Annotated in this window: 24 protein-coding genes; 7 read left to right on the top strand and 17 right to left on the bottom strand. The window is 72.0% G+C overall.

Features of this window, described 5'->3' with window-relative positions; genetic code table 11:
* Positions 1–100: 100 nt before the first annotated feature.
* Positions 101–1,768, bottom strand: a complete 1,668-nt coding sequence (locus tag ABZ855_RS39475; protein WP_360815785.1) for an MFS transporter — start codon at positions 1,766–1,768, stop codon at positions 101–103.
* A gap of 170 nt (positions 1,769–1,938) precedes the next feature.
* Between ABZ855_RS39475 and ABZ855_RS39470 the strand changes: the two genes are divergently transcribed.
* Positions 1,939–2,571 (top strand): TetR/AcrR family transcriptional regulator, encoded by a 633-nt coding sequence (locus ABZ855_RS39470; protein ID WP_360815761.1) that lies wholly within the window; start codon positions 1,939–1,941, stop codon positions 2,569–2,571.
* Positions 2,572–2,594: 23 nt separating this feature from the next.
* On the opposite strand, the gene ABZ855_RS39465 is transcribed toward ABZ855_RS39470, so the two are convergent.
* From ABZ855_RS39465 to ABZ855_RS39425, 9 genes are all read right to left on the bottom strand, one after another.
* The gene (locus tag ABZ855_RS39465) at positions 2,595–4,136 is read right to left on the bottom strand and encodes an ACP S-malonyltransferase (protein WP_360815758.1); all 1,542 of its coding nucleotides are present in this window, start codon (positions 4,134–4,136) and stop codon (positions 2,595–2,597) included.
* Positions 4,137–4,335: 199 nt separating this feature from the next.
* Positions 4,336–5,106: a 4'-phosphopantetheinyl transferase superfamily protein gene (locus ABZ855_RS39460; protein ID WP_360815755.1), complete on the bottom strand. Its 771-nt coding sequence runs from the start codon at positions 5,104–5,106 to the stop codon at positions 4,336–4,338.
* Positions 5,107–5,117: 11 nt separating this feature from the next.
* Positions 5,118–5,861 (bottom strand): alpha/beta hydrolase-fold protein, encoded by a 744-nt coding sequence (locus tag ABZ855_RS39455; RefSeq protein ID WP_360815752.1) that lies wholly within the window; start codon positions 5,859–5,861, stop codon positions 5,118–5,120.
* Positions 5,858–7,246, bottom strand: coding sequence for a beta-ketoacyl-[acyl-carrier-protein] synthase family protein (locus tag ABZ855_RS39450; RefSeq protein ID WP_360815750.1), 1,389 nt, complete (start codon positions 7,244–7,246; stop codon positions 5,858–5,860). Before ABZ855_RS39450 ends, ABZ855_RS39455 begins: the two co-directional genes overlap by 4 nt.
* Positions 7,243–8,679: a beta-ketoacyl synthase N-terminal-like domain-containing protein gene (locus ABZ855_RS39445; protein WP_360815747.1), complete on the bottom strand. Its 1,437-nt coding sequence runs from the start codon at positions 8,677–8,679 to the stop codon at positions 7,243–7,245. The genes ABZ855_RS39450 and ABZ855_RS39445 overlap by 4 nt, the downstream gene beginning before the upstream one ends.
* Positions 8,669–9,475, bottom strand: coding sequence for an SDR family oxidoreductase (locus ABZ855_RS39440; RefSeq protein WP_360815744.1), 807 nt, complete (start codon positions 9,473–9,475; stop codon positions 8,669–8,671). The genes ABZ855_RS39445 and ABZ855_RS39440 overlap by 11 nt, the downstream gene beginning before the upstream one ends.
* Entirely contained in the window at positions 9,475–10,020 is a 546-nt protein-coding gene (locus tag ABZ855_RS39435) for a hypothetical protein (RefSeq protein WP_360815741.1), read from the bottom strand. Before ABZ855_RS39435 ends, ABZ855_RS39440 begins: the two co-directional genes overlap by 1 nt.
* 88 nt (positions 10,021–10,108) lie before the next feature.
* On the bottom strand, positions 10,109–10,891 hold the full coding sequence (locus ABZ855_RS39430; protein ID WP_360815738.1) for a 3-oxoacyl-ACP reductase family protein: 783 nt from the start codon (positions 10,889–10,891) through the stop codon (positions 10,109–10,111).
* A complete protein-coding gene (locus ABZ855_RS39425) occupies positions 10,884–11,153 on the bottom strand; it encodes a phosphopantetheine-binding protein (RefSeq protein WP_360815735.1) in 270 nt (89 codons plus the stop codon). The genes ABZ855_RS39430 and ABZ855_RS39425 overlap by 8 nt, the downstream gene beginning before the upstream one ends.
* 430 nt (positions 11,154–11,583) lie before the next feature.
* Between ABZ855_RS39425 and ABZ855_RS39420 the strand changes: the two genes are divergently transcribed.
* Positions 11,584–12,195 (top strand): helix-turn-helix domain-containing protein, encoded by a 612-nt coding sequence (locus ABZ855_RS39420; protein ID WP_360815732.1) that lies wholly within the window; start codon positions 11,584–11,586, stop codon positions 12,193–12,195.
* 183 nt (positions 12,196–12,378) lie between these two features.
* On the opposite strand, the gene ABZ855_RS39415 is transcribed toward ABZ855_RS39420, so the two are convergent.
* Together ABZ855_RS39415 and ABZ855_RS39410 are read right to left on the bottom strand one after the other, a co-directional pair.
* The gene (locus ABZ855_RS39415) at positions 12,379–13,695 is read right to left on the bottom strand and encodes an alpha-amylase family protein (protein ID WP_360815729.1); all 1,317 of its coding nucleotides are present in this window, start codon (positions 13,693–13,695) and stop codon (positions 12,379–12,381) included.
* Between the two features lie 13 nt (positions 13,696–13,708).
* Entirely contained in the window at positions 13,709–14,260 is a 552-nt protein-coding gene (locus tag ABZ855_RS39410) for a MarR family transcriptional regulator (RefSeq protein ID WP_360815726.1), read from the bottom strand.
* Positions 14,261–14,381: 121 nt separating this feature from the next.
* Here ABZ855_RS39410 and ABZ855_RS39405 point away from each other — a divergent pair, with 121 nt between their 5' ends.
* Positions 14,382–16,418, top strand: a complete 2,037-nt coding sequence (locus ABZ855_RS39405; RefSeq protein ID WP_360815723.1) for an FUSC family protein — start codon at positions 14,382–14,384, stop codon at positions 16,416–16,418.
* Between the two features lie 211 nt (positions 16,419–16,629).
* On the opposite strand, the gene ABZ855_RS39400 is transcribed toward ABZ855_RS39405, so the two are convergent.
* Positions 16,630–18,027 carry a cation:dicarboxylase symporter family transporter gene (locus ABZ855_RS39400; RefSeq protein ID WP_360815720.1) on the bottom strand — a complete coding sequence of 466 codons (1,398 nt, stop codon included), beginning with the start codon at positions 18,025–18,027 and terminating at the stop codon, positions 16,630–16,632.
* A gap of 270 nt (positions 18,028–18,297) precedes the next feature.
* Here ABZ855_RS39400 and ABZ855_RS39395 point away from each other — a divergent pair, with 270 nt between their 5' ends.
* Both ABZ855_RS39395 and ABZ855_RS39390 read left to right on the top strand, forming a co-directional pair.
* Complete coding sequence (locus tag ABZ855_RS39395; RefSeq protein WP_360815717.1) at positions 18,298–20,103, top strand: sensor histidine kinase; 1,806 nt, start codon at positions 18,298–18,300, stop codon at positions 20,101–20,103.
* Positions 20,100–20,816 (top strand): response regulator, encoded by a 717-nt coding sequence (locus ABZ855_RS39390; protein WP_360815714.1) that lies wholly within the window; start codon positions 20,100–20,102, stop codon positions 20,814–20,816. The genes ABZ855_RS39395 and ABZ855_RS39390 overlap by 4 nt, the downstream gene beginning before the upstream one ends.
* A gap of 24 nt (positions 20,817–20,840) precedes the next feature.
* Here ABZ855_RS39390 and ABZ855_RS39385 read toward each other — a convergent pair whose 3' ends face one another.
* Positions 20,841–21,230: a helix-turn-helix domain-containing protein gene (locus ABZ855_RS39385; protein ID WP_360815711.1), complete on the bottom strand. Its 390-nt coding sequence runs from the start codon at positions 21,228–21,230 to the stop codon at positions 20,841–20,843.
* Between the two features lie 50 nt (positions 21,231–21,280).
* Here ABZ855_RS39385 and ABZ855_RS39380 point away from each other — a divergent pair, with 50 nt between their 5' ends.
* On the top strand, positions 21,281–22,024 hold the full coding sequence (locus ABZ855_RS39380) for an alpha/beta fold hydrolase (RefSeq protein WP_360815708.1): 744 nt from the start codon (positions 21,281–21,283) through the stop codon (positions 22,022–22,024).
* Positions 22,025–22,141: 117 nt separating this feature from the next.
* On the opposite strand, the gene ABZ855_RS39375 is transcribed toward ABZ855_RS39380, so the two are convergent.
* Both ABZ855_RS39375 and ABZ855_RS39370 read right to left on the bottom strand, forming a co-directional pair.
* Complete coding sequence (locus tag ABZ855_RS39375; RefSeq protein WP_360815705.1) at positions 22,142–22,591, bottom strand: PPOX class F420-dependent oxidoreductase; 450 nt, start codon at positions 22,589–22,591, stop codon at positions 22,142–22,144.
* 96 nt (positions 22,592–22,687) lie between these two features.
* Entirely contained in the window at positions 22,688–23,506 is an 819-nt protein-coding gene (locus ABZ855_RS39370; RefSeq protein ID WP_360815702.1) for a hypothetical protein, read from the bottom strand.
* A 477-nt stretch (positions 23,507–23,983) separates the two neighbouring features.
* Here ABZ855_RS39370 and ABZ855_RS39365 point away from each other — a divergent pair, with 477 nt between their 5' ends.
* The gene (locus tag ABZ855_RS39365; RefSeq protein WP_360815699.1) at positions 23,984–24,721 is read left to right on the top strand and encodes a helix-turn-helix transcriptional regulator; all 738 of its coding nucleotides are present in this window, start codon (positions 23,984–23,986) and stop codon (positions 24,719–24,721) included.
* 30 nt (positions 24,722–24,751) lie between these two features.
* Here ABZ855_RS39365 and ABZ855_RS39360 read toward each other — a convergent pair whose 3' ends face one another.
* Positions 24,752–25,777 carry an ATP-dependent 6-phosphofructokinase gene (locus tag ABZ855_RS39360; protein WP_319211820.1) on the bottom strand — a complete coding sequence of 342 codons (1,026 nt, stop codon included), beginning with the start codon at positions 25,775–25,777 and terminating at the stop codon, positions 24,752–24,754.
* Positions 25,778–25,890: the final 113 nt, after the last annotated feature.

Below are 25,890 nucleotides of genomic sequence, written 5' to 3'. Positions count from 1 at the left end.
GGCCCCGAGCTTCTGCTGCCGGGCGGGGTGACATGCGCCGGGCCCGCGCTGGTCACATGCCGTAAACGGGTGGGTGGGTGGGAAAAACGCGGGCTCGGCTTCAGCGGCCCGCACTCGCAAGCTCCGGCTGCTCTGCCGGCTCCGCCGGGGTCACGCTCTCCTTCCCCGGCAGCAGCGCGGCGACCAGCACTGTCCCTGCCCCCAGAATGATCGCCCCGATCAGGCTCGTGTGGGCCACCGCATCCGAGAAGGACGATCCCACCGCGTCCGCCATCTGGCGTGCCCCCTGGGCGAGTTGAGTCGCCTGCGTCTTCAGCTCGGCCGCCTGTTCCGGCCTGGCGGCACTCGCCTGCGCCGCGAGCTGCCGTGCCTGCGCGCCGATCCCCTGGGCCACCTGATAACCCGCGCCCACCGAGTCCTGCGCCTGGCTCAGGGCGTCCGCCGGCAGCTTGCTGCCCCTCGTCGCGTCGGTGAGGTGGGCGGCGTACGACGTCGAGAGCAGTGAGCCGAGGATCGCGATGCCGAGCGAGCCGCCCAGTTCGAGCGAGGTGTCGTTCACCGCGCCGCCGACGCCCAGTTGGGCCTCGGGGAACGCTCCCATGATCGCGTCCGTGCACGGGGAGAGCGCGAGGCCGATCGCGAGGCCGAGGATGACGAGAGGGGCTACGAAATCCCCGTACGTGGACTGGGAGTTCACCTGCGAGAGCAGCACCAGGGCCGCCGTACCGCCGACCATGCCCGCCGTGACCGTGATCCGCATGCCGATGCGCGGGGTGAGATAGCCGGTGAGGGCCGAGCCGACGAAGACCGCGCCGGCGAGGGGCAGCATGCGCAGGCCGGTGTCGAGGGCGTCGTAGCCGAGGACGAACTGGAGGTGCTGGGTGAGGTAGTAGAAGGCGCCGAAGACCGCCAGGAAGAACAGGGCGACCGCGAGGTTGGAGCCCGCGAACCGGCGCTGCGTGAAGCGGCGTACGTCGAGGACGGGGCGCGGGTGACGCAGCTCCCACACGATGAAGAGGACGAGGCCGAGGCCCGCGGCGACCGCCGCCGTGACCGCCTTGACGCCCCAGCCGAAGTGCGGCCCCTCGATGATCATGTAGACCAGCGCGCCGATCCACACCACGGACAGCAGTCCGCCGACGTAGTCGATCCGGTCCTGGTGGCCGGCCTTGGACGGGGGTACGAGGACGAGCGCGCCGACGATCGCGAGCGCGGCGATCGGCACGTTGATCAGGAACGTCGAGGCCCAGCCGTGCTTCTCCAGCAGCGCCCCCGCGACCAGCGGGCCGGCCGCGATGGCGAGTCCGGCGGTGGCGGTCCACAGGGTGATCGCCTTGGCGCGTTCGGCGCGCGGGAAGGTCGCGGCGAGGAGGGAGAGCGTCGCGGGCATGATCAGCGCGGCGCCCACACCCATGACGGCTCGCGCCGCGATGACCCCGGCGGCCGAGCCGACCAGTGAGCCGGCGATCGCCCCGCCGCCGAAGACGACCAGGCCGAGGACGAGCGCCCCGCGCCGGCTGTACTTGTCGCCGATCGCGCCGAGCAGGAGCATCAGCGCCGCGTACGGGACGGTGTAGCCGTCTATGACCCACTGGAGGTCGGCGCTGGACAGGCCCAGGTCCTGGGTCATGTCGGGGGCGGCGACGGTGAGGGCGGTGTTCGCCATCACGATGATCAGCAGGCTCAGACAGAGCACGAGAAGGGCCCACCAGCGGCGCGCGTAGGGGCGGCCCATCGTCTCGACGGGTTCTGTCCTGACGAATCGCATGGCCATGGGCCTTCGCCTTCCTTGAGGTGCTTGGTGCACGGAGCTTGGTGCTTGGTGCTTGGTGCTTGGTGCTTACAGTGATCCTTTTGCACAACGACGTGCAGTTGCACAACAATGTGCAATCTAACCGAATGCACAGCACTGTGCAAATAGAAGGAAGGGAAGGCACAATGGCAGCCATGACCACGGGCACCACCAGCCGCGCCGACGCGAACCGGCGCCGCATCCTCGACATCGCCCTCGCCGAACTGCTGCGCGACCCCGACGCCTCGATGGACCAGATCGCGCGCGCCGCAGGTGTCGTACGACGGACCGTGTACGGGCATTTCCCCAGCCGGGAGGCGCTGATCAGCACGCTGCTCGACGGCGCCGTGGAGGCGGTCGCCGACGCGCACGCCGAGGGACTCGAGGGCGCCAAGGGGCCCGCGGAGATCATCGCCCGTACGACGCTCTCGGTCTGGCGGGTCGCGGACCGCTACCGCATACTCGTCGGCCTCGCCCAGCGCAGCGTCACCGTGCAGGGCATCCGCGACCGGTTCACCCCGGTCCGCGAGGCCTGCGTCGAGGTGCTGCGGCAGGGCCTGGAGGAGGGCGTGTTCAGCTCACCGCTGCCGGCGCCCGCACTGGCGTACGTGCACGAGCAGATGCTGTTCGCGCTGATGGAGGCGGTGAACGACGGGGTCCTGGCAGCGCGCGAGGCGGGCCCCTCGGCCGCGATCACCCTGCTGACCACGGCGGGCGTCCCCGGCCTCCGGGCCACCGAACTGGTGGCCGAGCTGACCCGGGACGCGGACACCTGGTAGGCGGTGGGCCCGGTCGGGCCCCGTCAGACCCCGTCCGTCGGCCACCAGTCGGACACCAGGGCCGCCAACTGGTCCGGGGTGGCCACGGAACGGACCGGCACCTCCGGGGGCAGCAGGCGACGGGCGAGTCCGCCGAGCGTGCTGCCGGGACCGAGTTCGGCCAGCCGCAGCGGGCCCCGGGCCACCGCGGCGAGGGTCCGTATCGAACCCTCCCAGCGCACCGGCATCACGAGGTGACGCAGCATCAGGTCCCGCCAGCGTTCGGGGTTCCCCCGGTGAGCGCGGGCGTCGACGTTGGCGATCACCGGGCAGTGCGCGGGGTGCAGTTCGACGGCGGAGACCGCGGCGGCGAGGCGCGGGAGCGCCGCGGCCATCAGCGGGGTGTGGAAGGCCCCGCCGACCGGGATGCGGATCGCCCGCGCGCCCGCCGCCTCCGCCTCCTCGGCCAGCGCGGCGACGGCGTCGGCGGTGCCGGAGACGACGACCTGGGCGGGGCCGTTGAGGTTGGCCACCCAGATCGGCGCCCTGGCCCCGGCCCGCAGCCGGGCGGCGATCCGCTCGGCCAGGGCGGGGACACCGGGTCCGACCAGTACGGCCATGGTGCCGGGCGCCCGGCGGGCCGCCTCCGCCATCGCGGCGCCCCGCTCAGCGACCAGCCGGCCGGCGTCCTCCAGGGTGAGGACCCCGGCGGCGGTCAGCGCGGCGAACTCGCCCAGACTGTGCCCGGCGCACACAGCCGGCCGGACTCCGCCGACCGCCGTGTCGAGCGCGTCGAGGATCACCATCTCCAGGGTGAAGGTGGCGATCTGGGCGTTGTCCGTCCGGGTCAGCTCGGCGGCGTCGGAGTGCAGCAGCAGCCGTCCGAGATCTCGGCCCACGGCCTCGGACAGCCGATCGACCACTTTCCAGTGCACGGTGTCCCGCCAGGGCTCACCCATCCCGGGCCGCTGAGCACCCTGCCCGGGGAAGAGGAGAGCGCTGGCGGGGGCCACCGCAACGCCCACCGACCTGGGCACGGGCGCGGCAGCCGCCAACACAGGCACGGGCGCGGCAGCCGCCGACGCGGGCCCTGACACCGACACGGGCACGGGCACCGGTATCGGCACCGGCACGGCAGCCGCCGACACGGGCCCCGGCACGGGCGCGGGCGCGGGCACCGGCACAGGCACGGCCGCGGGCACCGACACCGGCACGGCCGTGGGCGCGGGCACCGACACCGGCGCGGGCACGGCAGCCTCCGACGCGGTCCCCAGCACGGCCACGCGCCCCGGCACGGGCGCGGGCGCGGGCAATGACACCGACACCGACACCGGCACCGGCACCGACTCGGGCACAGGCACGGCAGCCGCCCACACGGGCCCCGACACCGGCACGGGCGGGGGCACGGGGTCCGACACCGGCACCGGCCCCGGCCCCGGCACAGGCGCGGGCGCGGGCCCCGATACCGGCACCGGCGGGGGCACGGGGGCCGACACCGGCCCGGGCACCCGCACCAACTCGGGCGCGGGCCCCGACACCGGCACCGGCACGGCCGTGGGCGCGGGCGCGAGCGCGGGCGCCGGCATGGGCACAGGCACGGCAGCCGCCGACACCGGCCCCGGCACAGGCGCGGGCGCGGGCCCCGATATCGGCACCGGCGGGGGTGCGGGGGCCGACGCCGGTGCGGGCATCGGTATCAACTCGGGCGCGGGCGCCGGTGCCGGAGCGGGGACCGGCGCCGGTGCCGGAGCGGGGACCGGTGTCGGTGCTCGTTCGGGTTCGGGGTCAGTTGTGGTCGACGGGTTCGTTGGGGGCTGTGGGGGCATTCTCGACGACCTCCCAGTTCTTGTGGTTTTCGGTGTGGGCCTCCCCCAGTACGGCCGGTACGGCTATCGCCGCCGTGTACGGGCCGTCCAGCGGCGGTCGCAGCAGCGTCCACGTTCCCGGGACGCCGTATGCCGGGCCCGCCCCTTCGGGGACCGTCACGCGGCTGAGTGCGGACAGGGTGATCCCGCGTCCGGTCGCCTTGAGCAGGGCTTCCTTGCCGGTCCAGCGGCGCAGCAGGGCCGCCCTGCGGTCGGGGTACGGGAGTTGCCGGTAGGCGCCCAGTTCGGAGGGGGCGAGGACGGCCTCGGCCAGTTCGTCCAGGCCCCGGTCGTCGGGCGGCCCGGCGTCCAGGTGTTCCAGGTCGGCGCCGACCGGGGTGTCCCGGCACACGGCGAGCAGGGCGCGGTCGCGGCTGTGGGTGAGGTTGAAGTGGAGGCGCAGGCCATCGGGTCCGGCCAGCCGGGGCCGGCCGTGACGGCCGTAGGCGAAGGTGATCCGGGCGGGCGGCAGGCCGGTGCAGGCGCCCAGTACGCCGCGCAGAGCGACCCGGGCGGTCGTCCAGCGGCGGCGGTCCTCGGGCAGCAGCAGCCGGGCCGCCCGCCGCCGCTCCCCCGGGTCCAGGACGGAGGGTGCCAGCGCCACCGCCGTGTCGGCCGCCGGTCCGTCGAGCGGCACGGCCCAGAGGTGCACCTGCCGTGGTCCCGGCGCCGTGAAGGTCGTGAGGGTCATCACCGGCATCGTCAGTCCAGGCCCGGCCGGCGGCGCGGGGAGAAGCGGGGCGGGTCCGGGACGTGCGGTACGGGAGTGCCGAGGGCCTTCGTGAGGAAGTCCGGCAGCGACGCCCGTACCCCCGCGAAGGGTTCGTGGCCGCCGGCGTAGCGCTGCCAGGTCACCGGGTGGCCCCAGGAGCGGAGGAGCCCGCGCAGCCCCTCGCCACTGCGTTCCGGGACGACCCAGTCCCGCGCGCCGTGCCCGATCCACACCGGGAGCCCGGAGTTGGCGGGGTTCGGGCGCCCTCCGTCGAGCAGTGCGGGCAGGTCGGGTGGCAGGTAGGGGGCGTAGAGGGCTGCGCCCGCCAGCGGCTCGGGGTGGGACAGGGCGAGGGTGAGGGCGACGGTGGCGCCCTGGGAGAAACCGGCGAGCAGCACCCGGTCCGCGCCGATCCGCTCGGTCTCCTCGGTGAGCAGCGCGGCCAGCGGGCGGCGTACCGCGTGCAGGCCCTCGATGTCGATGCGGTCGATGGCCAGCACGCTCTGCGGGAACCAGCAGCTCACCGGAAGCCCGGTGAGGAGGCTCGGCGCCGTGACGGGCGCGCGCGGGAAGACCCCGCGCACGCCCGCCTCCGCGAGCCGCAGCCGGCCGGCCACCTCGGCCATGTCGCCGGGGACCTGGCCGATGCCGTGCAGCCACACCACCGTTGCGAGGTGCTGTCCGGCCGGTTCGATCTCCTCGTGGTCGAGCCGGTCCACGGCTGCGGCGCTCATGACGGCTGCGGCTCGTACGAACGTGCCCGCTCGGGCGCCCGACGGGGCGTCGCGGGCCGGCGGAACAGCATCGACGCGTACTGGCCGCCGAAGCCGAAGGAGTTCTTCAGCACCGCCGCGACCGGGCGCCGCACCGGCGTGAGCGAGGTCTTCACCCCGCACGCCGGGTCGGGTTCCGTGCAGGTCACCACCGGCGGTACGACGTCCCGGCACAGGGTGAGCGCGGCGACCGCCGTCTCCACCACACCGGAGGCGGCCGAGCCGTGCCCGGTGAGCGACTTGACCGCGCAGACGTCGATCTCGGCCATGCGCTCGCCGAACACCTGATGCAGGGCGCGGGCCTCGGTGACGTCGTTGAGGCGGGTGGAGGTGCCGTGCGCGTTGACCGAGTCGACGTCGTCGGGCTCGGCCCCGGCCTCCGCGAGGGCGGTGCGCATGACCCGTTCGATCATCTCGACCCTGGGCGCGGTCATATGGGCGGTGTCCACGGCGAGACCCCAGCCGCCGATCACGGCGTGCGGACGGGTCATGCCGCGCCGGGCGGCGTGCGCGGCGGTCTCCAGGACGAGGGCGCCCGCCGACTCGTTGATGACCATGCCGGTACGGCGCTTGTCGAACGGCATGGAGGCCTGCCCCGGGTCGTCGCCCTTCCAGCGGGACAGCGCCATCAACTGCCCGTACTGGGAGAGCACGTACGGGGTGTTGCGGGACACGGCGGCCGAGACGACCGCGTACTCCGCGCGGCCCGAGCGCAGCAGCCGGGCCGCCTCGGCAATGGCGCGCAGGCCACCGGAGCAGGTGGCCTCCAGCCGGACCGGGAGGACGGCGGTGCCGAGGCGTTCGGCGATCTCGCGGGGGAAGGCGGACAGGTCCTGGGTCTCCAGGGAGAGGAACCGGCCGCGCAGGCGTTCGAGAACGCGGACGGGGTCGTTGCCGACGGCGTCGTAGCGGTCGGCGAGGTCCGCGATGTGGGTGACGTAGTCCTGGGGGAAGGAGCCGGTGGGGCCGGGCCAGACCCGGGCGTAGACCAGGGCCGCGGGGCCGTCGGCGGGCGGGCGGCCAGCGAAGTCGGCGTCGGCGAGGGCCTGTTCGACGCAGGCATGCATCAGGGTGTCGCCCCAGGAACGGTCGGGGGCGCCGTGGCCGGCCCGGACCTTGTCCTTGACGTCGTCCGGGATGAGTCCGGCGGTCCAGCCGCAGGGCAGGCCCCGGGTGTCCATCCGTTCCTCCAGGACGATCCCGGAGCGGCCCTCCAGGTTGGCCGACCAGAAGGTCTCTACGTCGCCGCCGATGGGGGTGACCACGCCCAGGCCGGTGATGACGATGTCGTCGGGACGGTCCGGGGGGTGTTCGGTGCCGGGGGTCTCGTGACTCGGGAGACTCATGCGGGTACCTCTCTGTCTGCTTCTCCGGTGCCGGTTCCGTCAGTGCCGGTTCCGTCAGTGCCGGACCCGTTCGTGCCGGACCCGTTCGTGCCGGACCCGTTCGTGCCGGACCCGTTCGTGCCGGACCCGTTCGTGCCGGACCCGTTCGTGCCTGCGGCGGCCGCCGCGATCAGCACCGCCCCCGCCGCCGCCGCGCCGCGCCCCTGGTTGAAGGCGGTGAGCAGGAGCGTCGTACCGTCCCCCAGCGGGCGGGGTCCGCCGACGACCGGGTCGAGCGCGCCCAGTGCCGGGTCGGGGTCGTCGAGCAGGCCGACCGGGGGGAGTTCCCGGCGGGCCAGGCTCTCCACCGCGAGGGCGGTGTCGAGGAGCGCCGAGCACTCGAACGCGTTGCCGATGGTGCCCTTGGAGCCGGTGACCGGGAGGGTGCCGGCCCGTGCCGTGACCGTATGGGCCTCGACGGCGTCCAGGGCGCGGGAGCCCGCGCCGTGCGCCCACCAGACGTCGGGCGGCGGGGCGTCGGCGAGGACCGCGTCGACCGCGTACCGGGAGGCGCTCTCCAGGTCGCGGGCGGCCAGCACCTCGCAGCCGAGGAACCGGGCGAGCGGTACGCCCCGTGCCCGGTCGGCGCGTTCCAGCAGCACCGCGGCGGCGCCCTGGCCGGGGAGGGTGCCGCCGCGGCCGGTGTCGAAGGGGCCGGCGCCCGCGGTGGCACGGGTGCCGAACGGCTCGTGGCTGTCGAAGGCGGCCAGTGAGGTCATGGACAGCGGGCCGGCCACGCCGACCACCAGGACCCGGTCGAGTTCGCCGTCCTCCAGCAGCCGTGCCGCGAGGGCGAGCGCGCCGGTGCCGCCCGCGGCGGACTCGCCGTACGCGGCGACGTTGGAGCCGCGGAAGCCGCTGGCGAGGGAGACGAACTGGCCGAGCTGGGAGGGGATGCCACGGATGTAGGAGTAGTCGGGGACCTCGTCGTGGAGGAACTTGGCGAGCGGGCGGGGGTCGTCACGGAAGCGGGAGGCGAGCCGGGGCATGACGTCGCTGAGTTCGTCGCCGCTGCTGCCGACGGCCATCACGGTGCCGCCGCGCACGTCCTCGGTGTCCCCGGTGATCCCGGCCTGTGCCAGCGCCTGCCCGGCCACCGCGACCGCCCAACGGGCCGAACTGTTGGCGTACTTGCTCGCGTTGGCCCAGACGGTGCCCTGGGGCCAGCCGATCTCGGAGGTGTCGACGGCTGCCGTCGGCCAGGGCAGCGCGGGGGCGGGCCCGTCGTGGTCGCCGGTGCCGAAGAAGGTTTTGCCGGCCGCCATCGCCTCCCACAGACGGGCCGCGCCGAGGCCCGCCGGGGAGATGACTCCGGTGCCGGTGACGACGATCCCGGCGGAGGCGTCGTAGGAGGTACGGCCCGGAATCCCGTCCGGGCCCCGGTCACTCGGCACGCCGGCCTCCGCCGCTGATGCCGCCCCACAGACGGTAGCCGCCGTCGACGGTGATGGTCTGCCCGGCGATCCAGTCGGCCTCCGGCAGGCAGAGCAGGGCGACCACGTCACCGCTGTTCTCCGGGGTGGTCATCTTGTCGCCGTCCCACGGCGAGACCGACAGTTCCTTCTTGACGCCGTGCGCGAAGTCGGGGCGCACCTTGAACACGCTGGTCTGCACGAGGCCGGGGCGGACGCAGTTGGCGACGATGCCGTAGGGGGCGAGTTCGTACGAGAGGTAGTCGGTCAGGGACTCGAGGCCCGCCTTGGCGGCGGCGAACAGGCCGGCTTTGGGGATGATGCGGGTGGTGGTGGAGTTGGTGATGGTGACGAAGCGGGCGCCGGGGCGGTTCTTCATCAGCGGCAGCGCGTACTTGGCGAGCAGCCAGGTGGCACGGGAGTTGGTGTCCTGCACGAACTGCCAGTCGCCGAGGGTGGCGTCCTCCAGTCTGCTGAACTTGGTCGCGGCCGCGTTCTGGATCAGGATGTGCAGGTCGTCGTGGAGGGCGCCGATCTCGTCGATGAGGTTCTGGATCTGCGCGGGGTCGCTGAGGTCGGCGCGGTGCAGCGACACCTCGGTGCCCTGGTCGGCGAGTTCGGCGGCGAGCTCCTTCGCCGGGCCCTCCCTGTCGACGTAGTTGATCGCGAGCGTGGCGCCCCAGGAGGCGAGCTTGCGGCTGATGCCCTCGCCGATGCCACGGGATCCACCGGTGACCAGGGCCACCTTGCCCTTGAGCGGCTGGTACTGGCTGTCCATCACTGAGCCCTTCCGGTCGGGACTGCGGTCGGCATTGCGGTCGGTGTCGTGGCCGGTGTCACGGTCGGCGGCGCCGTCGGTGTTGTGGGTTCGGCCTCGGGGACGGCGGCTCGGCGCAGCAGCACCACGCTCATCCGTCCGATGGCGTAGGTCCGGTCGTTCTCGTCGAAGACCCGGCGGGTGGTGTCGATCAGGCCGAGCCGGTCGTCGATCGGGGTGGCCCGGTCCGTCGCGGTGGTGAACCAGAACGGGGTGTCGGGGTAGAGGGGCCGTACGAAGTCCCAGCTCATCCGCCGCATCCCGACGATCGCGGCGGGCGAGCCGTGCTGGACCACCCAGCCGGAGGTGATCGAGTGGATGAATCCGCCGGGCACGATGCGCCGCCGGCGGTCGGTGCCGTGGGCGAACGAGTCGCTGTCGTGCACCGGGTGCTTCTCGCCCATCAGGTCCAGCAACTGATCGAGCAGCGCCCCGTCGAACACCACGGGTCCGAACCGGCGTACGGGCGCCTGCGCCAGCTCCTCCCAGTACTTCACGGCCCCCACGGCCGCCTCCTCTCCCTTGTCGTCCCCGTCGTCCCTGTCGTCCCTGTCGTCCTTGCCGTCCTTGCCGTCCCCGGCGGTTGTGCGGGCCTCATCGGCGCGGGCGGCGGCCGGTGCCGGGGCTGCGCATGACCATGCGTCCGCCGTCGACGGTGAAGGTCTGGCCCTGGATGTAGTCGGCCTCGTCGCCGGCGAGGAAGGCGACCAGTCCGCTGATGTCCTCGGGCAGTCCCCAGCGGGTGCCGTCCCCGTCGGAGCCGAGCTTGTCCGCGACGGCCGAGGTCATCTCGGTACGGACCTTGCCGGGCGCCACGCAGTTGACGCGGATGCCCTTGCGGCCGACCTCGACCGCGAGGGCGCGAGTCAGGGACTCGATACCGCCCTTGGACGCGGCGTAGGCGCTCTGGCCGGGGCCCGGGGTGCGCGCCGAGTTGGAGGAGATGTTGATGATGCGTCCCCAGCCCTGGTCGAGCATGTGGGGCAGGACCTCGCGGCTGGTGAGGAACGGCCCGGTGAGGTTGGTCCGCAGCACGTTCTCCCAACGGGCGGTACGGGTCACCGCGAGCAGTTGGTCGTCGATGACGGCGGCGTTGTTGACGAGGACGTGCAGGGCGCCCTCCTGTGCGGTGACCCGTTCCACCAGGTCCACCACGTCGGCCTCGACACCGATGTCGGCCTGGTGCAGGACAGCCCGGCCGCCCGACTCCTCGATCTCCTTGACGACGCGGAGTCCGGCGTCCCGCGCGCTGCGGCACACCAGGTGCACGGTGAGGCCGTCGGCGGCGAGGCGGTGGGCGATGGCGGCGCCGATCCCACGCGAGCCACCGGTGACCAGCGCGACCCGGGGTGCCGCGGGTACGGGCGTCTCAGGCATGGTTGTCGGTCGTGACGGCGGCGGCGATGGAGGCGACGCTGCGCTGATGGTCGTCGGCCTCGGCGTTCCAGCTGTCGAGGTCGAAGTCGACGCCGAACTGACGGTTTATGCGCCGGGAGAGCTGGAGCAGGTCGAGGGAATCGAGGCCCAGGTCCTCGACGACCGACTGCTCGGCGGTGACGGACTGGTCGGCGATCCCCGGCTTGACCTCCTTGATCAGCTCGATGATCTCGTCGAGGGTGGCGGGTGAAGTGGTCGTCATCAGGAACTCCCTGGTGGATGGGCACGGCCCGCCTCGATGAGGGGGCGCTGTCGTTCCGGCCCGGTCGGCCGGCTTCTCCATGCCAACAGAGCGCGGAATGCCGCGGCAAGACGCGCCGGACGCCGGGCGCCGGACATCTTCCGGGGCCCCCGCGTCAGCTGTCGGAAAAAGAAACAGGTCGATCGACGGAATCGGTTTCTCCGCTTCCCGGACGGATTGCAACAAGGGGTCGACGTGCGCAACCGAAAGAGCCTTTGCCGGTAAAGCTGAGTAAAGCCTTCTTGACCGCTCAACAGGCCCGTCCATAAGGTTGCCCTCAGAGCAAATTCTGGTCATAAGCAATGCGGGCGGTCCACTAAGGACCCCGGCCCGTCGAAACGCCGCACATCCAGCCGCACGTCCAAGGGTCTTGCAATCCAGGGGAGCAGTGGTGGTTCGCAGGCGAGAACCCGTACCGCCGTCCGCGCGGTACGAGGAGCTGGCGCAGTGGCTGCGCACGCTGAGACAGCGTGCGGGGCTGACGTACCGGCAGATGTCGGAGCTGACGGAGCGGTCACGGGTCGCCGGGCCCGCCTATTCGGCGGTCACCCTGTGCCGGGCCGACAGCGGGACGGCCCTGCCGCGCCAGCAGGTGGTGGAGACATATGCGCAGGTCTGCGGCGCTTCCCGGCGGGAGGCGCGATTACGCTGGGAACGAGCGGCGGTGGGCGCCGAGTCGGCGGCCGGCTGTCCGCAGCCCCAGTCGGCCCCCCGCGCGGCGCGCCGACTGGAGCTCGTCTACCACCCGGCCCACCTGCTGCAGGCGATGCACCAGGTGCGGCTGGCGGCGGGTCAGCCGTCATTGCGGGAAATGCAGAAACGGGCGCGTGAACTGGGCGCGGGACCGCTGCCGCGAAGCACGGTCGCGGACGTGCTGGCCGGTTTGCGGATGCCGTCGGAGGAACTGCTGGTCGCTTTCGTCCAGGCCTGCGGACATCAGGGCCAGAATGTCGCCCAGTGGCAGCGGGCCTGGGCCCGGGCACTGAACGCGGAAGCGGGTTAGGGGCGGTAGTGCCAGGCCGCAGCGGCCGGGCAGGTGAATTCTGTACGGTCGGCCGGCTGTAATTGTCGATCGGCGACTCGGGCTACCCCAGCGACTCCGGCGCGATTATCACGCCGGAATATCCGTAGGTGAACATCGATATTCCGTCGGCCATTGGTTTCACGGAATTCGCGCTTTTCCGGGTCAGTGCGGCGCGACCGCCGAGGTGGCCACCGACCAGCCGAGTGGGGGCAGTACGGCCGTGCCGCTGCCCGGGTCGATGACGGTGTCGCCGGCCGCGTGTGTCCAGGGGGCTGCCGGTACCCCCGCGGTGACCGGCGCGGTGCCGAAGTTGAGGGCGACGGCTACGGCCGAGCCCCCCGCCGGGTCGACGGCGGTGTAGGAGAGCGCCGCGTTCCCCAGGGTGTGGACCAGGGTGTGGGCACGCACCAGCCAGGGGTTGCGACGGCGCACCCCGATCAGCGCCTGGTGCAGCCGTTGGACGTCGAGCCCCTCCTCCCCCAGGTCGGCCGGATCCACGGGGAAGGCGGGCCGGATCGCGTCGTCCCCGCCCACCCGGTCCTCCTTGACGGCGCGCATCGCCCGTTCGTCCCCCGCGTACACCGACGGCACGCCGCCGAGCGTGAACAGCAGCGTGAGCGCGTGTGCGAGGTGGCGGGGTTCGCGCAGCCGGCTGGCGATGCGGGTGACGTCATGGTTGCCGACGAAGGTCTGGGGAGCGAAGACGTCGAGGAAGGCGTTGTGGCGTTTGAGGGCCCAGGCCAGTTCGTGCGGGTTGGTGTCGTTGAGGGAGCTCCAGACGGCCTTCCACAGTTCGTACTGGGTGACGCTGTCGAGGCCGCCCTCGGTGACGTACGAGGCGTAGTCGCCGTGGATGACCTCGCCGCTGAACCACGCACCGGGATGGCCTCGCCGGACCCGGTCGGTGACGGCGCGCCAGAAGGGGCGCGGCACGGCGTACGCGGCGTCGAGGCGCCAGCCGGCGATCCCCCGGTCCAGCCAGTGCTCCATGACGGAGGCGACGTGGTCGGCGACCGCCGGGGCGGCGTGGTTGAGGGCGACCAGGTGACGGTGACCCTCGAACAGCCTGTAGTCCTCCCCCTCCGGGACGAACCAGTCGGCGTACGGGGACCGGGCGCCGTGGGCGGCGACATCGGCGAACGGCGCGAAGGACCGGCCGACGTGGTTGAACACGCCGTCCAGCAGGACTCGTACACCGCGCTCGCCGGCCCGTTCGACCAGCTCGGCGAGATCGTCCTCGGTGCCGAGGCGGGGATCGATCCGGAAGTGGTCCACGGTGTCGTAGCCGTGGGTCTCGGCGGCGAACACCGGGCCCAGCGCGAGCCCGTTGCAGCCGAGGGCCACCAGGTGGTCCAGCCAGCCGGTGAGCACCGGGAGCCGGTGGACCGGGGCGGCGCCGGCGGGCAGGGCGGCGCGCTCGGCGCCGAGGAAGGACAGGGGATGGAGGTGCCACCAGATGGCGTGATCGGGCCAGGACACAGGCGTCCCTTCGTCAGCGTGGAGGTGAGGGCGGGGGCAAGGACCGGGGTGCGGATCGAGGCGTGGACCGGGGTGCGTGGGCGGGCGGTTCGGCCGGGGAGTCGGCGAGCCGCCGGAAGAGGCGGGCGGCGAGCAGCAGTACCTGGCGTTCGGTCTCGGTGAGGTCGGCGAGGGCCACGTCGAGCCAGGCGTCGCGCCAGGCCATGTCCTCGGCGAGGGCGTCCCGGCCCGCCTCCGTCAGCTCCAGCACCCGCTGCCGGCCGTCGCGTTCGTCCCGGGCGCGGCTGATCAGCCCGTCCCGTTCGAGTTCGGCGAAGACCCGGGTGAGGGACTGCGGCTGCTGGTGGTCGGCCGCCGCCAGGGCTCCGGCGGACATCGGCCCGTTGCGCCGCAGATGCGCGAGGACGCTGCTCTTGTTGAGGCTCAGCCCTTCCGCCGGCCGCTCCGCGCTGAGCCGGCGCGCGAGCCGCACCACCCCCTGCCGGATCTCGGCGGACTCCGGACCCCCGGCCGCTCCACCCGTGTCCCCGGTTCCCGGGGTGCGCTCTGGTCTCTCCGATGTCACATGACTAAGGTATCACTTACTAAATTCGCGCGGATAGACCTCCCAGACATCACACACTCTCGGCGCTTTGCCCAGATTTGAAGGTATGCCAACGACGCCGGATGGGCGATGATGCTAAGTGATGCTTACTTTCTTTGTGGGGCTGCGGCACGGTACGGGCCGGGCTCTCCGGCACGCTCTCCACTTCGACCCCGGCCTGCGCATGCTGCGCGCCACCGCGCTCGGCATGGCCACCGTGCTCGGCACCTACGGCTGGTCGCTGTGGATCGAGAACCGAGCCGGTCTGCATGTCGACAGCGTCGTCCAGGCCGTGGTGATCTCCTCGTCCTTCGCCCGCGTCCAGCGCGTCCACGACCGGACCGACCGCCTGATCGCCTGCGTGGTGCTGCCCTGTGCGGCGGCCGGTGGCATGCAACTGACCGCGCTGATCCGCGACCACCCGAACGCCGGTGACGTCCTGTTCACCCTGGGCGTCGGCGCCTCCGTCTGGGTACGCCGGTTCGGGATGCGGGCGACCCGGGCCGGCACGCTGGTGGTGCTGCCACTGGTCGCCGTCCTGGTCGTGCCCGGCGGCGTCGCCCCCGCGCAGGGATACGCGCCCACCGGCTGGGCGGCGTCGACCGCGCTGTTCGCGGTCGCGTGGGGCACGGTGGTCACCTGGTTCGGCCACCGCACCGGCCTGGTCCCCCGTCCGGCATCCGCCTCGGTGGCCACGATGCCCGTACCGGACCGCCCCGGCCTGCGGGCCGGCACCCGTATGGCCCTGCAGTCGACGGCCGCGCTGGGCGCCGCGTTCGCGCTCGGGCGGGCGCTGTGGCCGGACCACTGGACGTGGGTCGTGCTCACCGCGTTCCTGGTCGGCAGCGGGGCCCGCAGTCGGGGAGACGTGCTGGTCAAGGGCGTCTGGCGGACTCTGGGCGCGGCGGCGGGCACGGTGGTCGCGGCTGCGGTGGCCGGTTCCTTCGCACCACGTTCGGACGCCGTGGTCGTCATCATCTTCAGCGTCCTCGCCGTCGCCACCTGGCTGCGCGAGCTGAGCTACGCGTACTGGGCGGGCTGTGTCACCGCGATGCTCTCCCTGCTGTACGACTGGTTCGGCCAGGACGCCGGAAGCCTGCTGCACACCCGGCTGACGGGGATCCTGGTCGGCGCGGTGCTGGGAATCGCCGCCTCCTGGTTCGTCCTGCCCATCCGCACCTCGGGGACGGTACGGTCCCGCACGGCTGCGGCGCTGGCCGGTCTCGGCGAGGTCCTGTCGGCCGACCCCCACGACACCCGGGCGGTACGGGTGGCCCGGGCCCGCTTCCTGTTCCGGCTGGAGCAACTGAGGCTGGCGGCGGCCCCGTTGCGCGTCGCCGAGTCACTCCCGATACCGTCGGCGGCGAGTGCGTGGTGGCGGAAGCGCAGCCTGGCGTTGCTCGCGGCGCCGACCGCGCTGGGCAGCTGTGCCGAGCCGCTGGACGCCTACGCCACGGCGGTCACCACGGCACCGGACGCGGCCACCGCCGACCCCGCCCTGTCACACCGCAACCGAGAGACCGCGGCACACGGAGTGTCCCTCCGCCGAGCGATCGGCCACCGCCCAGCACCGCCGACACCCGCCGCCACGACCACGGCCCCGGCAGCCGGAACGCCCCCGAACCCGCCCGCCGCCACAACCTCGACCCCGGCAGCCGGGACGGCCTTGAACCCGCCCGCCGGTTCGACCGCGAACCCGCCCGCCGGGACGGCCTTGAACCCGCCCGCCGAAACGACCGCGAACCCGCCCGCCGCCACAACCTCAACCCCGCCCGCCAGGACGACCCTGAACCCGCCCGCCGAAACGACCGCGAACCCGCCCGCCGGTTCAACCCCGAACCCGGCCGCCAGAACGACCGTGGATCCCGGCGGATGCCGTACCGAACCCGAGGTACCGGCCGGGCGGGGAATTCCCGCGGCGGCGCCCGCCCCGGCCGACCGGTCCGGCCCGGCGGGCACCCTGGTGGCTCCGGCGGCCACCACAACCCCGTCCGGCGATCCCCGCTCGCCCGAGATGACCGCCGCCCACGCCGCCCTGGACGCGATCAGTCTCCAGCTCGACATCCTCACCGAGCTGTTCGGCCACCCCCCGGCCGCCCCCGCCCCGCCCGCGGTCCCGGCACCGGCCGCTCCGTGCTGAGACCGTGTCCTCGGACGCCCCCGGAAGGTGCGGGAACGCGGAAACGGCCGAGCGGCCAGGCTACGGGGGAGAGCCTGGCCGCTCGGCGTTTCTCGGGGTCCTGGGGTTCCGGCGGACCTGCCGGACGCCCCAGGGCCGGGGGGCTGGACCCACGGGGGAGTGTCCAGCCGCCCGGAGCCTTCCGGGACTTTCAGTGAACCGGTGACCGGGGTCAGGCCTTGGCGAGTTCCTTCTCGCCGCCCTGCTCGGGGACGTCCGCGGTGCGGTCGGTCTCCGGGTGGAAGCCGTCGTTCTCGTCGATGAGCGTCTTCTCGTCGAACGGGTGCTGACCGGCGAGGACCTGCGCGACGCGCTCCTTGTCGATCTCGTTGGTCCACGTGCCGATCAGGACCGTGGCGACCGCGTTGCCCGCGAAGTTGGTGAGGGCGCGGGCCTCGCTCATGAAGCGGTCGATGCCGACGATGAGGCCGAGGCCGTCCACCAGGGCGGGCTTGTGCGACTGGAGGCCGCCGGCCAGGGTCGCGAGACCGGCGCCGGTGACACCCGCCGCGCCCTTCGAGGCGACGAGCAGGAAGAGGAGCAGCGGGATCTGCTCGCTGACCGCCATCGGCGTACCCATGGCGTCGGCGATGAACAGGGACGCCATGGTCATGTAGATCATGGTGCCGTCGAGGTTGAAGGAGTAGCCGGTCGGGACCGTGATACCGACCACCGGCTTGCTGACACCCAGGTGCTCCATCTTCGCGATGAGACGCGGCAGCGCCGACTCGGAGGACGAGGTCGAGAGGATCAGCAGGAACTCACGGCCCAGGTACTTGAAGAGCGAGAAGACGTTGAGGCCCGTGAAGATCTTCAGCAGGGCGCCGAGCACCAGGAAGACGAAGAGGAAACAGGTGAGGTAGAAGGACAGCATCAGGACGGCGAGCTGCTTGAGCGCGTCCACACCGGCGGAGCCGGTCACCGCGGCCATGGCACCGAACGCACCGATGGGCGCGGCCCACATGACCATGCCGAGGATGCGGAAGACCAGGCGCTGGATGTGCTCCACACCGCGCAGGACCGGCTGGCCGGCCGAGCCCATGGCCTGCAGGGCGAACCCGGCGAGCAGGGCGATGAGCAGCGTCTGGAGGACCTCGCCGCCGGTGAAGGCGGAGACGAACGTGGTCGGGATGATCCCGAGGAGGAACTCGGTGGTGTCCTTGGCCTCGGCCGAGACCTGCGCGTGGCCGGTCTCCTTGACGGCGTCGGTCAGCGCGAGGCCGGTGCCCGGCTCGATGATGTTGCCGACGACGAGGCCGATGCCGAGCGCGATGAACGACATGAGCACGAAGTAGCCGAGCGCGATACCGCCGACCTTGCCGACCTTCGCCGCCTTACGTACCGAGCCGATACCGAGCACGATCGTGCAGAAGATGATCGGCGAGATCATCATCTTGATCAGGTTCACGAAGCCGGTACCGATCGGCTTCAGCTCGACGGCGAAGTCCGGGGCGATCAGACCTACGGCGATACCGGCGGCCACCGCGGCGATGACCGCGATGTAGAGGTAGTGGGTACGGTCCCGCTTGGCGGCGGGTGCGGCAGGTGCCGTTGGGGATGAGGTGGCCACGGCTGCCCTCCTTGACGTCGTCGTCGGCATCACCGGCGTGCGGCTCACGTCCGGGAGATGGGGAGAAAGTTGTGCGGGGACTCAGTGGTGCTGGGGACTGCTGAGACTGCTGGGGACTGACTGGTGCTGCGGGGTCGCGGGCGGCGACCGAAATCAGGCCAAGGCCCCAGAATCGCGTCCCTGCGATGCCGTGACTATCCCCCGGCCTGTGAGGGCGGTCACCCTTCCGTTCATTTAGTTCACGCTTATAAGGAGAGGCAGACTGACTCCATGCGTTTCCCCCGCGTTCCCGGACCCCGCAGTCTGGCCGCCCAGCTGTTCACGATGCAGGCCGTCCTCATAGCGGTCGTCGTGGCCGGATGTGCGCTGTTCACGTACCTCAGCGACCGCAGCCAGGCCGAGGACGCGGCAGGCCGCCAGGCGATGGCCGTCGCCCGATCCGTCGCGGACGCCCCGTCGGTGCGCGAGGCGATACTGACCGCCCCGAAGCCGACGACCCTGCTCCAGCCGTACGCCCTGCAGGTGCAGCACGACACGGACGTCGACTTCATCACGATCATGGACCCCGAGGGCATCCGCTGGACCCACCCGGACAAGGACCAGATCGGTCAGCGCTTCCTCGGGCACCGGGAACGCGCGCTGCGCGGCGAGTCGTTCACGGAGGTCTTCTCCGGCACGCTCGGCCCTTCCGTACGCGCGGTCACCCCGATCCACGCCGACGGCGCGCGCGGCGAGATCATCGGGCTGGTCAGCGCCGGTATCCGGGTCGAGGAGATCACCGCCCGGGTCCAGGACCAGGTCACCGCGCTGGTCGGGGTCGCGGTGGGCGCGCTGGTACTGGGCGCGGTCGGCACGTACGTCATCAACGCGCGGCTGCGCCGCCACACGCACGGGATGAACGCGGCCGAGCTGAGCCGCATGCACGACTACCACCAGGCCGCCCTGCACGCCGTACGCGAGGGGCTGCTGATGCTGGACGGGCAGTACCGGGTGGCGCTGATGAACGACGGCGGGCGCGAATTGCTGGGCGTCCACGACGAGGGGGGCGGCGGGAGCGAGGGAAGTGTCGTCGGCCGGTCCGTGGCGGAGCTGGGGCTGCCCGCACCGCTGACGGGCGCGCTGCTGTCGGCCGAGCCGCGCGTCGACGAGGTGCATCTGACCGCCGACCGGGTCCTGGTCGTCAACACCTCCCCGGTGTCGAGCGGCGAGCGCCGGGGCACGGTCGTCACCCTGCGCGATGTGACGGAACTCCAGTCCCTGATGGGCGAGTTGGACTCCGAGCGCGGTTTCACGCAGGCGCTGCGCTCGCAGGCGCACGAGGCGGCGAACCGGCTCCACACCGTGGTCTCCCTGATCGAGCTGGGCCGGGCGGAGGAGGCCGTCGACTTCGCGACCGCCGAACTGGAACTCGCCCAGGCGCTCACCGACCAGGTGGTCGCGGCGGTCAGCGAGCCGGTGCTGGCCGCCCTGCTGCTCGGCAAGACGGCGCAGGCGAACGAGCGGGGCGTGGAACTGGTGGTGTCGGAGGAGAGCAGCCTCGACGACGGCCTCCTCCCCGACACGCTCCCCGCCCGCGACCTGGTCACCATCCTGGGCAACCTCATCGACAACGCGGTGGACGCGGCCCAGGGAAGCGTGGAGAGCGGGATGGGGGCGTCCCGGGTGACGGTGACGGCCCTGACGGAGGACTCCCTGCTGGTGCTGCGGGTCTCGGACACCGGCGCGGGCGTCGACCCGGCCCACGCGGAGGCGGTCTTCCAGCGGGGCTTCTCCACCAAGCCGGCGGGACCGGGCGGGCGGGGTCTCGGGCTGGCGCTCGTACGGCAGGCGGTGGCCCGTCACGAGGGCACGCTGACGGTGGCGGAGGCGGCGGGCGGCGGGGCGGAGTTCGAGGTACGGCTGCCGTTGCCTAAGGTGGCGGCGCCCATGATGACTTCGGGCTCGGCGAGCGCTTCGGGGCGGAGCGCCCCCGCCGGGTCCACCGAGCAGAACGAGCCGCACGAGCCGCACGAGCCGGCTGAGTCGACCGAGCCGACTGAGCCCGCCGGATCCGCCTTGCCAGGAGGCGACGTATGACCGACCCGAGAGACACGACGCCGCGCCGGAACACGACGACCGGCCCCATCCGGGTGCTCGTCGTGGAGGACGACCCGGTCGCAGCAGACGCGCATGTCATGTACGTGGGCCGGGTGCCCGGGTTCACGGCCGTCGGCAAGGCACACACGGGCGCGGAGGCGCGGCGCGCGCTGGACCGTACGCCCGTCGACCTGCTCCTGCTCGACCTGCATCTGCCCGACGGCCACGGGCTGCAACTGGCCCGCTCACTGCGCGCGGCCGGCTACCACGCCGACGTGATAGCGGTGACGTCGGCACGGGACCTGGCGGTCGTGCGGGAGGGGGTGTCGCTGGGGGTCGTGCAGTACGTACTGAAGCCGTTCACCTTCGCGACCCTGCGGGACCGGCTGGTGCGGTACGCCGAGTTCCACGCGTCGGTCGGCGAGGCGAGCGGCCAGGACGAGGTCGACCGCGCCCTGGCGACCCTGCGCGCACCGGGCCCCGCCGCGCTCCCCAAGGGCCTGAGCGCCCCCACCCTGGAACGGGTCACCCAGGCCCTGCGGGCCGGCACGGAGGGACTCACCGCGGCCGGGGTCGCCGAGGAGGTCGGCATCTCCCGCATCACGGCCCGGCGCTACCTGGAACACCTGGTGGACGCCGGCCGCGCGGCACGGAGCCCGCAGTACGGACAGGTGGGGCGACCGGAGTTGCAGTACCGGTGGGTGAAGGGCTAGCGGCGGGGGCTCGACAGGCCACGGTCAGCTGTCGGAGGTCGGGGCGTCCTGCTGCCCCTCCTCGGCCGCTTCCTGGAAGTCGGCGACGGCGGCACCGTACGTCGTCGCCCAGTCGGTCAGGGCGGCGATGGGGCCGGTGAGGGTCTGGCCGAGGTCGGTGAGGCTGTACTCGACCCGTGGGGGCGCCTCGGCATAGGCACGGCGTTCGATCAGGCCGTAACTCTGAAGTCTGCGCAGAGTCTGGGTGAGGACCTTGCGGGAGATACCACCGACGAGGTCGACGAGTTCACCGTGCCGGCGGGGCCTGCGACTGAGGGCGAACAGCACGACGACGGCCCACTTGTTGGTGATGATGTCGACGGCGAGCCGGGCGGGACAGTCCGCGAGGAAGACACTTCCGGCTGAGTCGTGCACGCGCCGAAGGTTACCAGGAGGTACCTATCGGCTTGCGTAACGTCCTTCACATGAGTACGTCGCACACGAAAACCTATGTCCTCGTCCATGGCGCCTGGCACAGCGGGCGCGTCTGGGACCGGGTCGTTCCCCTGCTGGCCCGGGCCGGGCACCAGGTGTTCGCCCCTTCGCTGACCGGCCACGGCGAGAAGGAACACCTGCTCACTCCGGACGTCGACCTGGACACCCATGTCGGCGACGTCGTCGCGCTCCTCGAAGAATGGGATCTCACCGACGTGGTCCTGGTCGGGCACAGTTACGCGGGGATGGTCATCTCCGGCGTGGCCGCCAAGGTCCCGGACCGCATCGCGCAGCTGGTCTACGTCGACGCGATGGTCCCGACCGACGGTGAGAGCGCGCTGGACGTCATACCGGGAAAGACCCGGCGACTGATCGACGCGGCCGCCGCCTCCGACGCCCCCTGGCGCATCCCGCCCGTGCCGGAAATGCCCGCCCCCGTAGGCCTGTTCGGGGTGACCGACCCGGCGGACACGGCGTGGCTGCGCACGCTGTTGGCGGACGAATCGGTGGGCTGCTTCCTGCAGCCGGTCCGGCTGGACAACCCGGCCGCCGACGCGATTCCCCGGACGCACATCCACTGTGCCAGCGGTGCGCCGGAGGACGTCACGCGCCGCCCGGTTCCGGCGGTGCAGCCAGGCGGCGCCGCGTCGCAGGTGTGGGAGCTGCGGAGCGGCCATGACTGCATGGTCATCGTGCCGGACGCACTCACCGACCTCCTGTTGAAGGCCGGCTGACCGACCTCCTGTTGAAGGCCGGCTGACCGACCTCCTGTTGAAGGCCTGCTGACCGGTTGCCCCGAGTCCGCGTCGACCGTAACCGCCCCGCCCCACACCCCCCGTGACGCACCCCGCTCACACCTCGGGCAACACCCCCGGCCGGAACGGCTCCACCCCCACGACCCGCCGTACCCGCGTCACCTCGATGAGCAGCATCACGCGCCGCTCCCCCGGCAGCAGCCACGGGTAACGGTCCTCGCCGATGTACTTCCGCGTGAGCCGGTCCATGGACCGTTCCGCCTCCTCGCCCTCCACGAACCGCACCACGCGCCCCCGGATCTCCGCACGGTCGTACGGGTTCTCGGGGTCGTGGTGGGAGAGCGAGACGTTCGGGTTGAGGCGGAGGTTCTCCTCCTTCACGCGGCCGATGGCCGTGTTGACCATGACATGGTCGCCCTCGATGTCGACCCACATCGGCGACACCTGCGGCATGCCGTCCGCGCCGACCGTCGCGAGGTGCCAGAAGTTCGGGGCGAGCAGCCGCTCCCGTATGTGCCCCTCGATCTTCTCCGTCCTACCGCTCACAGGACCACTGCCTTCCGACGCCACCCGGCACTCTTCGAACCCTCCGGGACTTCCAACAACGCCCAACCGTAAGGGCATTTGACGCTCGTAGGGGCGCTACGGCGGAGTCGCCTTCCTGGCCATGCTGTCCGCGTAGTTGAGCAGCGCCGTGACGGTGTCGCGGGCCGTGCCCAGATGCGCGTTGTCGCCCGGTGCCAGTGTCACCGAGGCGAACACCGGACCCCGTGTCCCGGCGCACTCCCAGTACACGTCGAGGGTCGTCCCCTGATAGCAGTAGCCGCCGGCATCCGGGGTGCCGCCGTCGAGCGCCTTGTTCCACACGGCGAGATCCTTCATGTGCGCCAGCGCGCGTTTCCTCGCGTCCCCGTCCTTCGGATAGATCTCCAGAAAGGCGAAGGTCTGAAAGGTCTCCTCTCCGCTGTCACCCGGGAGAAGCACCCCGACTTCGGGATCGACGCCGATCCTCAACTGAACGGCCGCCAGCTTGGTCGGGCCCGCGTCCTTCCCGGAATTCGCCGAGGCCAGCCCCTCCGCCACAAGGGGAGCGGGCAGCTTCTGGTCGAACGGCCCCCTTTCGACGAGCGCGGCAAGCACCACGGGGTCGATCTTCGGGGAATCGTCCTCGGGTTCGACCAGGAAGAGCGGCACGATTCCCGCGACGGTGGCGAAGGTGACCGCGAGGGTACCCAGCCGGGTGCGCCAGGTCTCCGGGAGCAGGGGCACGACTCCGACGGCGGTACAGACGGCACCCACGATCAGCGCCATGCGCAACCAGCCACTCGTGACGAGGAGGTTGGCACAGAGCAGCTGGCCGACCCCGGCCAGCGCGAGCCCAACTGCCGCTCCGTACCGGATCTTTCGCCGGTTCTCCGCGGAGAGTCCGGTGGCGTCGGGAGGCGCGGATGAACTGGCCATGAATGAGGCGGCCCCCGTCCGGATCTGCTACCGCGCGAAACAAAACCGATCGTACGACAGGAGCGCCACGCCGACAGTCCATACGGCAGTCCATACGGCAGTCCATACGACAGTCCCTACCGACCGCACAGATCGCGCCGCCGCTACTTGCCAGTCACCCACCCCTCCGGGCCCCATGCATGCCGTACGAACCTTCGACTCATGCACTCGCGGTCGACCCGGCGATTCGGGGCGCGCAGGCACCCGCGATCGACGAACGTGTGCGCATATGCCCCGCCACCTTGCCGTTCGCATGATCGGTCACCCATGAAGGGCCGGAGAATGCCTTCCGTGCGCTGCTCGCCGGCCTTCGCCGACGCTCTCCAGTCGGCGGCCAATCAGCCCAGACCGCCCACCGCAGCCGTAGATTCCTACAATCCGTGTTTGTGGCCGAACAGAACGTAGTCACCGTCGCCCCGCACCCCTAGCTTGTGGCGCGTGCGCCGACCTTCAGTTCCTCCCCCACCGTCCACGCCGCCGACTCCCCCTTTCGACGCCCCCGCCGCCCGCAGACTCCGTCTCGCCCTGCAAATGGGCCCCGAGCACGTCGCGTACGGGATGCAGGTCTCGTACGGGCTGCCGTACATCACGTCCGACCATGTGATCGCCTGGGAACGCGGCATCACGGCCCCCGGCAAGAACGAACTCACCGCTCTCGCGGGCGTGTTGTGGTGCGCGCCCTACGAACTCATCGGCCGCCCCCGCACCTTGCGCGAACACCGTGCCGCACGTGGGCTCAGCGCCGAGGACGTCGCCCGGGCCGTCGGGCTCGAACTCCTCGTCTACGTACGGATGGAGGAGAGCGGCGAATGGCGCGGCACCGAGCGCCAGTCGGCGGTTCTCGCCGAGGTGCTCGAACTCTCGCTCGCCGACCTGACGACCCTCACCGGCCTCGACGGCAGGCTCGCCGGCCTGTTGCGCGGCGCGGTCACCACGCGCTGGCAGGCATACGTCCGCCCGGTCAACAAGATGGTGCCGCTGAACCGGCGCCTCCTGGAGAGCACCCTCCAGGAGCTGCACCGTTACTACCAGAGGCAGCTGGCCGCCACCCGGACCTGGGGAGCGGGCGGTTCCGCGACGGTCGAGGCGAGCCGCGCCGGACGCGACTTCCTGGACCGGATCGTCGAGCACTTCTGGGCGAGGCTCGGCTCCGGCAACCCCGACAACACCCTCTGACCGACGGCCAACAGGACCGGCCAACGGGACCTAGAACACCGACTCCGCCTCGTCCATCCGGTCCTTCGGGACCGTCTTCAGCTCGGTGACCGCCTCCGCGAGCGGCACCATCACCACATCCGTCCCGCGCAGTGCCGTCATCCGCCCGAACCGGCCCTGGTGCGCGGCCTCCACCGCGTGCCAGCCGAACCGGGTCGCGAGGACGCGGTCGTACGCGGTGGGCGTGCCGCCGCGCTGGATGTGGCCGAGGATGACCGGCTTGGCCTCCTTGCCCAGCCGCCGCTCCAGCTCGTACGCCAGTGCCGTACCGATGCCCTGGAAGCGCTCGTGGCCGAACTGGTCGATCTCGCCGTGACCGTAGTCCATGCTGCCCTCGGCGGGATGCGCGCCCTCGGCGACGCAGATGACGGCGAACTTCTTGCCGCGCGCGAACCGCTCCTCGACCATTTTCACCAGGTGGGCGGGGTCGAAGGGGCGCTCGGGGAGGCAGATGCCGTGGGCGCCGGCCGCCATGCCGGACTCGAGGGCGATCCAGCCGGCGTGCCGGCCCATGACCTCGACGACCATCACACGCTGATGCGACTCGGCGGTGGTCTTCAGACGGTCCATCGCCTCGGTGGCGACACCCACCGCCGTGTCGAAGCCGAACGTGCGGTCGGTCGACGAGATGTCGTTGTCGATGGTCTTGGGGACGCCGACGACCGGCAGGCCCGCGTCGCTCAGCATCCTCGCCGCCGTCAGCGTGCCCTCGCCGCCGATCGGGATCAGCGCGTCGATGCCGAATTCATGGATCATGTCGGAGGCGTTCTCGCAGGCCTCGCGCAGCCGGTCGCGCTGGAGCCGGGACGACCCGAGGATCGTGCCGCCACGGGCGAGGATGCCGCTGACCGCGTCGAGATCGAGGGTGCGGTAGCGGCCGTCGAGCAGGCCCGCGTAGCCGTCCTCGAAGCCGATGACCTCGTCGTCGTACTGCGTGACCGCCCGGTGGACGACCGACCGGATCACTGCGTTCAGGCCGGGGCAGTCGCCGCCTGCGGTGAGAACTCCGATACGCATCGTGCTGTGTCTCCTGCTCGCTGTGATCGATCGTTCTGGGCGCTTTTGATACCTGTGAGCCACTCCAATTGTTTCACGCCCCGCCCGGACCCTCGATCCTGACCGGCCCCGAC

Source organism: Streptomyces sp. NPDC047042 (genome assembly GCF_040644035.1).
GTDB lineage: Bacteria > Actinomycetota > Actinomycetes > Streptomycetales > Streptomycetaceae > Streptomyces.
This window is presented reverse-complemented; position numbering and strand designations above follow the sequence as displayed.

Excerpts from the sequence above, each read along its gene's own strand:
- ABZ855_RS39370 (WP_360815702.1), bottom strand. The coding sequence starts at position 23,506 with ATGGCCAGTTCATCCGCGCCTCCCGACGCCACCGGACTCTCCGCGGAG.
- ABZ855_RS39455 (WP_360815752.1), bottom strand. The coding sequence starts at position 5,861 with ATGAGCGCCGCAGCCGTGGACCGGCTCGACCACGAGGAGATCGAACCG.
- ABZ855_RS39405 (WP_360815723.1), top strand. The coding sequence starts at position 14,382 with ATGCTTACTTTCTTTGTGGGGCTGCGGCACGGTACGGGCCGGGCTCTC.
- ABZ855_RS39475 (WP_360815785.1), bottom strand. The coding sequence starts at position 1,768 with ATGCGATTCGTCAGGACAGAACCCGTCGAGACGATGGGCCGCCCCTAC.
- ABZ855_RS39425 (WP_360815735.1), bottom strand. The coding sequence starts at position 11,153 with ATGACGACCACTTCACCCGCCACCCTCGACGAGATCATCGAGCTGATC.
- ABZ855_RS39395 (WP_360815717.1), top strand. The coding sequence starts at position 18,298 with ATGCGTTTCCCCCGCGTTCCCGGACCCCGCAGTCTGGCCGCCCAGCTG.
- ABZ855_RS39380 (WP_360815708.1), top strand. The coding sequence starts at position 21,281 with ATGAGTACGTCGCACACGAAAACCTATGTCCTCGTCCATGGCGCCTGG.
- ABZ855_RS39470 (WP_360815761.1), top strand. The coding sequence starts at position 1,939 with ATGGCAGCCATGACCACGGGCACCACCAGCCGCGCCGACGCGAACCGG.
- ABZ855_RS39465 (WP_360815758.1), bottom strand. The coding sequence starts at position 4,136 with ATGCCGGCGCCCGCGCTCGCGCCCGCGCCCACGGCCGTGCCGGTGCCG.
- ABZ855_RS39460 (WP_360815755.1), bottom strand. The coding sequence starts at position 5,106 with ATGACCCTCACGACCTTCACGGCGCCGGGACCACGGCAGGTGCACCTC.
- ABZ855_RS39450 (WP_360815750.1), bottom strand. The coding sequence starts at position 7,246 with ATGAGTCTCCCGAGTCACGAGACCCCCGGCACCGAACACCCCCCGGAC.
- ABZ855_RS39390 (WP_360815714.1), top strand. The coding sequence starts at position 20,100 with ATGACCGACCCGAGAGACACGACGCCGCGCCGGAACACGACGACCGGC.
- ABZ855_RS39430 (WP_360815738.1), bottom strand. The coding sequence starts at position 10,891 with ATGCCTGAGACGCCCGTACCCGCGGCACCCCGGGTCGCGCTGGTCACC.
- ABZ855_RS39360 (WP_319211820.1), bottom strand. The coding sequence starts at position 25,777 with ATGCGTATCGGAGTTCTCACCGCAGGCGGCGACTGCCCCGGCCTGAAC.
- ABZ855_RS39440 (WP_360815744.1), bottom strand. The coding sequence starts at position 9,475 with ATGGACAGCCAGTACCAGCCGCTCAAGGGCAAGGTGGCCCTGGTCACC.